Source organism: Rheinheimera sp., from assembly GCF_037442345.1.
Classification (GTDB): Bacteria; Pseudomonadota; Gammaproteobacteria; order Enterobacterales; family Alteromonadaceae; genus Pararheinheimera.
Window position 1 is genome coordinate 59,001 of the sequence record NZ_JBBIQL010000006.1, and the last position, 9,328, is coordinate 68,328.

Annotated in this window: 9 protein-coding genes; all 9 read left to right on the plus strand. The window is 49.7% G+C overall.

Annotation, left to right across the window (positions count from 1 at the left end; genetic code table 11):
• Positions 1 to 114: 114 nt before the first annotated feature.
• Positions 115 to 675, plus strand: a complete 561-nt coding sequence (locus tag WKJ04_RS04760; protein WP_337879352.1) for a DUF697 domain-containing protein — start codon at positions 115 to 117, stop codon at positions 673 to 675.
• 87 nt (positions 676 to 762) lie between these two features.
• The gene (locus WKJ04_RS04765; protein ID WP_337879353.1) at positions 763 to 1,848 is read left to right on the plus strand and encodes a DUF481 domain-containing protein; all 1,086 of its coding nucleotides are present in this window, start codon (positions 763 to 765) and stop codon (positions 1,846 to 1,848) included.
• Between the two features lie 35 nt (positions 1,849 to 1,883).
• On the plus strand, positions 1,884 to 3,518 hold the full coding sequence (locus WKJ04_RS04770; protein WP_337879354.1) for a cyclic peptide export ABC transporter: 1,635 nt from the start codon (positions 1,884 to 1,886) through the stop codon (positions 3,516 to 3,518).
• Positions 3,515 to 4,459 carry a prohibitin family protein gene (locus WKJ04_RS04775; protein ID WP_337879355.1) on the plus strand — a complete coding sequence of 315 codons (945 nt, stop codon included), beginning with the start codon at positions 3,515 to 3,517 and terminating at the stop codon, positions 4,457 to 4,459. Before WKJ04_RS04770 ends, WKJ04_RS04775 begins: the two co-directional genes overlap by 4 nt.
• On the plus strand, positions 4,459 to 6,279 hold the full coding sequence (locus tag WKJ04_RS04780; protein WP_337879356.1) for an ABC transporter substrate-binding protein: 1,821 nt from the start codon (positions 4,459 to 4,461) through the stop codon (positions 6,277 to 6,279). Before WKJ04_RS04775 ends, WKJ04_RS04780 begins: the two co-directional genes overlap by 1 nt.
• Before the next feature lie 23 nt (positions 6,280 to 6,302).
• Entirely contained in the window at positions 6,303 to 6,482 is a 180-nt protein-coding gene (locus tag WKJ04_RS04785) for a hypothetical protein (protein ID WP_337842006.1), read from the plus strand.
• Between the two features lie 89 nt (positions 6,483 to 6,571).
• A complete protein-coding gene (locus tag WKJ04_RS04790; protein ID WP_337879357.1) occupies positions 6,572 to 7,330 on the plus strand; it encodes a 4'-phosphopantetheinyl transferase superfamily protein in 759 nt (252 codons plus the stop codon).
• A 96-nt stretch (positions 7,331 to 7,426) separates the two neighbouring features.
• The gene (locus tag WKJ04_RS04795; protein WP_337842004.1) at positions 7,427 to 7,663 is read left to right on the plus strand and encodes a FeoA family protein; all 237 of its coding nucleotides are present in this window, start codon (positions 7,427 to 7,429) and stop codon (positions 7,661 to 7,663) included.
• A gap of 28 nt (positions 7,664 to 7,691) precedes the next feature.
• A partial coding sequence (locus tag WKJ04_RS04800; protein ID WP_337879358.1) for a ferrous iron transporter B occupies positions 7,692 to 9,328 on the plus strand: 1,637 nt, incomplete at its 3' end.

Consider the following 9,328-nt stretch of genomic DNA (forward strand, 5'->3'; position numbering starts at 1 on the left):
TGAGGAAAAAAAAACTACAAAATTCTGAACCCTGTGTATATTTACTGAGCAGTCGTTAGAACTCTTTGTTTAACATGAGGTTTTCAAACCCAATAACTTACGAGGGATATGAAGATGGCAACTACCAAAGCAGCCGCGTCAGCCAGGGACGCCAGTCAGGCAGGTACAGCAGAGCAGGCTGCTGCAACATCACAACCCGATCCGCAACGGGCAAAGGCCGGTGATTCCGATGCAGAAAGCATAGTCCGTCATCATACCTATGCCGCCGCAGGGGTAGGGTTAATTCCAATTCCCTGGGTTGATTTTATTGGCTTGACGGCCATTCAGCTGAAGATGCTGAGTCAGTTAGCAGAAAAATACAAAATTGAATTTTCGGAAGCGAAAGGCAAAGCGATTATTGGCTCTCTGGTCAGCGGCTTTATTCCTGTGGCCATAGTGCAGCCGGTCGCCAGTCTGATAAAAGCCATTCCGCTGATCGGTCAGACTACCGGAGCCATCACTATGTCAATCCTCGGTGGTGCATCCACTTATGCCATAGGCCGGGTGTTTGACCGTCATTTCGCTTCAGGCGGGACTTTCCTTGATTTTGATGTCGCGGCAATGAAAGCCTTTTTTGTCAAAGAGTTTGAAATTGGCAAACAAGTGGCTGAAAGCGCCAAAAAAGCAGCCAAATAATCCGGCTTTACGGGCAGAACCTTCCTTTTGAAGGCAGGTTTCTGCACAAGAAGGATTTTTAGTAAAACACTGAATTGCGGAGTGGTGATGAACAATGGCAAGGGGGTGAGTCTGGTTGCGCTGTGTTGCTGCGGGTTTTCTGTGTCAGCTGCAGCACAAAGTATTGATATAGGGTACCTGAAGCAACAAAATCCCAAGCTGTATCAGCAATTAATGCAGATTGAACGCTGTCGCACACAAGCCAAACTCCCTGAATGTCAGGCCGCCTCTGCAACCAGCCACAGCACAGTAGCAGCGCCTGTGGCTGAAACTGCAGCGGCAGCAGAAACTGCGCCCCCTCCAGGGAAATGGTGGTTCGCCAGCTCTTACTACGGCGGCCAGCCGAAACAACAATGGTGGCATGTGGCTCAGCTAAGTGCCGATCTTGAACTGATGGACGGCAATGTTGAAGGTGAGCAATACGATCTCAGTGCCAACTATTTTTCCCGTTATGCCGCCTGGACCAATTTATTGAGCCTGATCTATCAGAAAGACGACGTGAAACAGTCCGGCATCGTTGCGCTGGACACCAAAAAAAGTGCGTTCAACTATGGCGGTCGTTACGATTTCAACCAGACCTGGTATGGCCAGCTGGGCTATATAGCTCAGCAAGACACGAGCCAGTTACTTGATTTACAGCAGGTGTTGTATGCAGGCGCAGGCGCGCATGTGGTGAATAATCAGCATGTGACGTTAAGCACCATGCTGGCAGGGGGGTATCAGGACGACAAGTTTGTGCGATCTCAAACCGCATTGACCGGTGTCAGCTCGTTGGATTACGCCGTGACTTATGCGGTGCAGGAACTGACCTGGAAACTGTCAGATCGGATCAACCTGAACCAAAGCCTGAGTTGGGTGTACAGTCTGGACGATATGCCTGAATTCGCGCCCAGTCTTGCAGGGGATGCGGTCAATCCTGCTTGTCTGTACAGCTTTTCCGCGACAGCCAGTTACTGCGTGGTCAATGAAGAAAATAAATCGACTTTGCAATTGATGTTGGGTCTGGAATATCAGATCAGCGCGGCTATTTCATTGCTGTACAACTACAGCTACGAAAAAGACAGCTTGCCCTGGCTAAACGTAAAAGACTCGGACACCAGCAATAGCCTGAGCATCAGAGCCACATTTCAGTAACAGAACCTTGGAAAAAATCAGAACACAGGGGATGTATGAGATTTAACTTGATCAGCTTTATTTTGGGTCAGTTAGGGGAAAAACGTAACAAAATCATCAGCTCTATTGTATTCGCTGGCCTGGCGAATGGCATGGTGATGCTGGTGATTAACGATGCAGCCAAAGATTTTAATGAAATCAATTTCCGTAATCTTTGCCTGTTTGCGCTCTGTATTTCCGGTTTTATTTATGCCAGGCGATTCTCCGAATACAACACTCAGGCCTGCATTCAGTCGGCGATAGCGCAGCGCCACCTGCAAATCATCGACAAATTACGCAAAAGCTCACTCAGCCATTACGAAAAAATTGGCAAGATGAGTGTGATCACCAATTTGCTGGAAAATTCGCAAATCATCTATGAGTCGACGCGGATCCTGATCCACATAGCCACAGCGTCCGTGATGCTGGTGTTTTGTTTTTTTTATATCGCCTGGATGTCAACTATCGCCTTTTGGATTTGTGCTGTGATTCTGGCTGTCGGCATTTTCACTTACAAAACGGCGCAAAAGCAGGTGGTGGCGCTGTATCACCAGTTTCAGGCCAAAGACGCAGAGTTTTTTAACGCGCTGAATCATTTTCTGGATGGCTTTAAAGAGCTGAAAATTTCCCGGGAAAAAAGTGATGATATCTATCTGAATGAGTTCAGTCAGAACCTGCACCAGTCGGTGCGGCTTAAACTTTTGTCCGAGCAAAAGGTCGTGGCCAATACCACCTTTATCCAAAGCCTGTTTTATGTACTGATGGCCTGTATTGTGTTTTTGTTGCCGCAACTGGATGACGCCGAACCCAGTGTGCTGATGTCTATTACCGCTGTGGTGCTCTTTATGTCAGGTGCCATAGGGTTGCTGGTTGAAGCCATGCCGCTGATTATGAAAGCCGATATTGCCCTGGCCAATCTGGACAAAATGGAGCAAAAAATTGACCAGGCACTTGAATGCAAGCAACACAACAGGCCTGGGCATTTTAACCTGTTCAGCAGTCTGTCTCTGCGCGGTTTAACCTATGACTACCTGGATGAAAGCCGACAACGCATGTTCAGCATTGGTCCTGTCGAGCTGAACTTTGCGCGCGGAGAAATTATTTTCCTGGTGGGTGGCAATGGCAGTGGCAAAACCACCTTGCTGAAAAACCTCTGCGGCCTTTATACCCCTAGCGCCGGCGCTGTGCTGGTCGATCAGTACGTTATCAAAGCAGAAGATTATGACGATTACCGCAATCTGTTTTCGATGGTGCTGACCGATTTCCACCTGTTTGAAAAATTGTATGGCTTGCATAACTACAGTGACGAGCGGGTCAATGCGCTGCTTAAACGTATGCAGATTGAAAGCAAAACCCGGTTTGAGCATGGCCGTTTTACCAACCTGGATTTGTCCACCGGGCAGCGCAAAAGGATAGCCCTTATTGTCGCGCTGCTGGAAGACAAACCCATTATGGTGTTTGACGAAGTGGCAGCGGATCAGGACCCTGAATTCCGTGAGGAGTATTACCGGGTGATACTGCCTGAGTTAAAACGCCAGAATAAAACCATCATTCTGGTCAGCCATGATGACCGCTACTTTGATGTCGCTGACACCTTAATCAAACTGGAATATGGCAAAGTGGCCACAGTGCAAAGGCAGGAACATCTATGATTGCCGCAATTCGAAAATGTTCAGACTGGGTGCATAAAAAGGTCGATGACAACTTACCCAACATTATTATCATCGTCTTTGTGCTGCTGTTTCTGCTGATCCTGTTCTGGAACCGCATTTTTATTACAGTGCAGGCCGGTGAAGGCGGAGTGTTATACCGGCGTTTCGCCGGGGGGACTGTGGTGGATGAGCTCTATGGCGAAGGGCTGCATCTGATTTTTCCGTGGAACAAAATGGCGGTGTACAACCTTCGGGTGCAGACGGTGATGCACGAATTGAATGTGCTGACCAAAGAAGGTCTGAAGTTTAATGTGCGTATGGCAATTCGCTTTCACCCGGATCGCAATATGGTGGGGGTGCTGCATAAATTTGTCGGTGAAGACTACTTCAAGATTGTGGTCTTGCCGGAAATTGAAGCCACAGTCCGTTCTTATGTCGTGGATGATGACTTGACCAATATTTACGCGACGCTGGCGAACAAATCGACTTTTCAGGAAGCAGTGAATGAAGCCATAGGCCGGGTAGCCCGCAAATTTATTACTGTTGACGAGGTCATGATCACCGACATTTTATTACCGCCGCAAATTGATCAGGCCATTCAGGAAAAGCTGACGCAACAACAATTGGCACTGGCTTATGACTTCCGTATCGTGCGGGAAGAAAAAGAAGCCGAACGCAAACGAGTGGAGGCCGAAGGTCTTAATCGCTACAACAGCATAGTAAATGCCAGCCTGAATGCGGATATTCTGCTTTGGAAAGGCATTGAAGCAACTAAAGAAATAGCCAGCTCCAGCAATGCGAAAATCATTATGATCGGGCCCGATAAGAACTCCTTGCCGGTGATCCTGAATGCTGAAGCTGGGGCCGAAAAAGTAAAACTACCGGAGCAACAACCCAGCAGGAGTCCGGTAGTGGCAGACCCAGTGCAGGGACAGCCCTGATGGCAAGGTTTATTTTGTTTGGCCTGATTGGCTACCTGTGTTTTGTTGCCTGGCGCTTTTATATGCATTCGCAGCCTGTGACTGCACTTGAGCTGAGGCAACAACATATTTCGGCCAGCCAGACGTTGGACCTGGCCGTGGTTTGGCCTGACAGCGCTGCCTTTCAGGGGTACACAGAGGCAGCACAGTTGGTGGTGGATTTAGCCAATCAAGCAGGGGGGGTGGGTTGTCAGGGCGTGGCCGCTTTGGCCCAACACTGCACCAAAAGGCAGTTGCGGATAAAAACTTACCCTGAAAGCACTCAGGACAGGGAGCATGCAGTCCAGCAGGCCAAAGCAATAGCGGATAACCTCAATACGCTGGCGGTGATTGGCTATCAGCGCTCTGACGCAGCTGTGCCAGCCGCTATAGTCTATGACCGTCAGGGTATTTTGATGCTGTCGTCCGGCGCTACCCATGTCAAATTTACCCACTATGATTTTCGCCGCGTGTTCCGCCATCTGGCGGCCGATGATGTGAATGCCGCCTTGCTGGCAGATTACCTGTACAAAGAAGGTTTTATTAACCTGTATGTGGTGTACGAGCGCGATATGTACGGCTCAGATTTTTCTAACTTCCTGATGGAGTACGCCGTGCAACGTGGCTTGCAGGTGCCAACGTCGCATTTTTTTGAGCCGGGGCAAATTGATTTTCTGCCTATTTTGTCGCCGCTGCGGACCCGGATTGGACCCATCAATCTGACGCAGGAGCTGGCGATGTTGCGGGCCAGGCTGGAGCAATTGCAGCGAATGAACCATATTCGGGTCTTATCAGCGCAGGGCACACGGCAGGAGTTGATCCGGTTTTTGTCTGAACATGGCACGAATAAAAGCCAAAACGATCAGTTCTTTTCCGCACTGTCCTATGAGAAATTGATTGAGTATTTAAATCAGGAACTGACGCTCAGTAAAAAGCAGTCCTACCTCAATACTGTGTTTGAGCGGCATCTAGACACCCTGAGTTTAATGAACCGCGAGCAGCAATACGCTGAGCTGGAGGCGTTCAGCGTGCTGGTTGAGCAATTAATAACTGAATTGGAGCAGCAGCTCAGTGAAAGCCTGACGCTATCCGCCGACCTGAAGGCTGCTGTGCCGCCGCGCTTGCAGACCTTGCAGGCGGTAGATTTTGGTCAGGATCTGCGACTGGAAACTTTAAAGCAGATGCGTAAAAAAATAGTCCGGATCCAGTCAGGGCAGGTGGACGCAATTTTTGTGGCCGGTTTTCTACCAGAGCTGGCGGATGTGATTCTGCAAATCCGTGAATTAAATATTAAAAGCCCCATATTTGGCGGCAATACATTAAATGATCTAAGTACTCAATGCAGCCAGGATAAGAATTGCGAATTGTATGGAGATGTCTATGCTTTAGCCATGCATGATATCAGCGAATATACTCAGCGATATCAGCAGAAGCATAATGACTCAGACAGTTCAGAAGCGTGTACGGCTGATAACGACGGATGTATCAAAAAAAGGTATGAATGTTCCCGTTTTGATCTGGCTTATCAGCGCCTGCTTGAGTTCGACAGTCAGTATCAGCAACGGTATGGGAAACAAGCTGATCATTGGGCAGTACAGGGCTACCTGGCCGCCAATATTGTGATAGAAACCCTGAATGCCGCCAATACCTTTGAGCTGAATGTGATTGCCGATACGTTAACGTTACAAGGCAATAAGGAAATTGCAGACAAAGGTTTGATGTTTAGTTGTGCAGATGTAGGTGTAACAGAGGGGGATGTGATGGTCGACCCTATGTGGGTCCGGAAACTCATTCCACACTAACTAACTGGAAACAGGAGCATGGTATGTACGTATTGCTGTATTTAATTATTTGTTCAGTAGTCGCCTATTTTGGTAAAGAACGGAAGTTAGGGTTTTGGGGTTATTTGTTTGCCTCCATCCTGCTGACCCCTCTGGTAGGCGTTATTTTGTTATTGGCTTCAGACAAAAAAACGGTGGCGGCTGCGTCTTCTGACGCCAGCTAAGGCTGTCTCTGATCCTGATCGGTCTGTGTTTGACTGCAAAAATGTGTCAGTGACCGATCAGTCCTCTGGTTTTATTCCGAAGTTGTTCAATGCCATTATTGTCTTTTCATACAGCAGCGCTTCACAGTAATTCGTATCCGGACCAGTTTATTGACAGCCTGGAGTGCTGGCGGCATCCACAAGGTTGGGTGCTGGTGTGTTGCCACTTCCAACTGCAACACTACAGGCCGGATTTATACGCGTCGATGGCTATTGAGATGCCAGCCCCCCTTCAGGCATCGGTGATTAAGCGTCAGGCCGAGTTTCTGGCGGGCCGCTATGCAGCATTCAAGGCGATGCAACTGCTTTGGCCTTTACGGCCATTGCCACAAATTGGCATTGCAGCTCAGCGGCAGCCGCTCTGGCCTGCAGGCGCGTTGGGCTCTATCACTCATGCTGCACATTGGGCCTGTTGTCTGATCAGCAGAGCGGAGCAAACCGGCTATCTGGGAATTGATCTGGAGACGTGGCTGACGGTTGAGCAAGCTCGGCAGCTGTGTGGCGAAATACACAACAGAGAAGAACAGGAACTGCTCTGCAGTCTGGGGCTGACTGCGGCACAAGCGACCACATTAATCTTCTCAGCGAAAGAAAGCCTGTTTAAAGCAGTGCATCCTTATGCCCGTCAGTTTTTTGGCTTTGATGCGGCCACAGTAAAAACCGCAGAGCCAGGTACGGTCTGGTTAGAGTTGAAAGCCGAGCTGGCTAAAGCCTGGCAGGTTGCAGAGCGTTATTCTGTGAATTATCAGTTGCTGCCTGAACATGTTTTCACCATTTTGCACCGTGGTTCTTTAGCAGAGTTACGATAGGCTTCTGATTTCCCAGGCTGAAAAACTTGCCGGTTGGCCGATTTTTAGTGATACCATACTAAATAAGAATAAATCGTATTTTCCCAGAGGTAGCTGATGCGAAGTGTGTGGGATATTCCCAAAGGACAGACGGCTGTGATTGCCGCTCTGGAGCCCAGCCTGAACAAAGAGGTGGTGCTGCGGCTGCATGATATGGGGTTCGCTCCGGCGCAGCAGGTGTTATGCCTGCAACGTGGATTTTTAGGTGGTCCTGTGGTGGTGTCCGTTGCCGATGCCGTCTTTACGCTGGAACGGCAAATTGCCAGCAGCATTCTTGTTGCTCCCGCCGCCTGAGTTCAATTTCCGATAAAGCAGTTAATCTATGAAACGAATTTTACTTGTGGGGAAACCCAATTCAGGCAAAAGCCTGTTGTTTAACCAGCTGACAGGTTTGCGCCAGAAAGTGGCGAATTTCCCCGGTGTGACAGTGGACATCAAAACCGGCAAGTTTGACGGGTTTGAGCTGGTGGACTTACCTGGCGCTTATTCAGTGCATACCTTGTCGAAAGACGAAGACATTGCGATTGCGCAAATCAATAAAGCCATGGCGGACGACAACACCGCATTGCTGGTGTGTAACCTCGATGCGACCCGGCTGCAAAGCAGCCTGGTGTTTGCGTTGCATATGCAGGCGCTGGCCCGTCAGCACAATAAAAACGTGGTGTTTGCGCTGAACCTCTATGACGAAATGCAGAAAATAGGCCATGCGATAGACACGGAAAAACTCAGTGCTGAACTGGGCAGTCCGGTCTTTGCGGTGTCTGCCCGTACCTTGTTTGGCATCGCCGAGTTTAAAGAGGCACTGAAAGCTATTGCCGGCGGCCACCAACCTGTGGCGCAACCAGAGCAGCTCAGTGCGGCTCCTGAACTCATTCAGCAAAAAGCCCGGCAGATGGCCGCAAGCTATGGGGCCAAAGCCGATATCCTGCTGAAAAACCAAAACCGGATCGACAGCTTTCTATTGCACCATGCCAGTGGCAGTCTGATGTTCCTGCTGGTGATGTTTTTCCTGTTCCAGAGTATTTTTACCTTTGCCACGCCCTTGATGGACGGGGTCGAAGCGGGTATAGCTGCGATTGCAGAATGGAGCCTGAGCCTGATGGGCGAGGGCATGGCCGCTGATTTTATTCGTGACGCGCTGTTTGGGGGGGTGGGCGCTTTTCTGGTGTTTGTGCCACAAATTATGGTGCTGACTCTGGTGATAGGCTTGCTGGAAGACAGCGGTTATCTGGCGCGTGCCGCGCTGATTTGTCACCGGCCTTTGAGTTTCTTTGGTATTTCCGGCCGCAGTTTCGTGCCTTATCTGTCAGCCCATGCCTGCGCTATACCGGCCATTATGGCGGCGCGGACCATTGAATCGCCACGCAAGCGTCTGATCACCATGTTGACCATTCCGCTGATGTCCTGTTCGGCCCGTTTGCCTGTGTATGCATTGCTGGTGGCGGTATTTGTTCCTTCGACTCAGTATCTGGGTGGATTGGTCAGTTTGCAGGGCGTGGTATTTTTTGGCTTGTACCTGTTTGGTATTGTCACGGCGCTGTGTATCAGCCTGCTGTTATCCCGTTCATCGGCTCTGGACGGTAAACAATCCGATATGCCTTTTATTCTGGAATTGCCTTCGTACCGCTTACCGCACTGGAAACCGCTGATCCGCCGGGTAGTGGAAAGCGGCAAGCTGTTTATTTACCGGGCTGGACCCATTATTTTTGCAGTGTCTGTGGTCATTTGGGTGTTGGGGTATTTCCCACAAAATGGCAGCCTGCAGGATTCGTATCTCGGCATGATCGGCCACTGGATTGATCCGATTTTTGCGCCTCTTGGCCTGGACTGGCGTTATGGTGTCGCCATTCTGATGTCTTTCCTGGCGCGGGAAGTATTTGTCGGTGCGCTGGGTACCCTGTTTGGGATTGATGGGGCCGACGAGCATATTGGTGACCTGGCATCACAACTGCAGGCCGA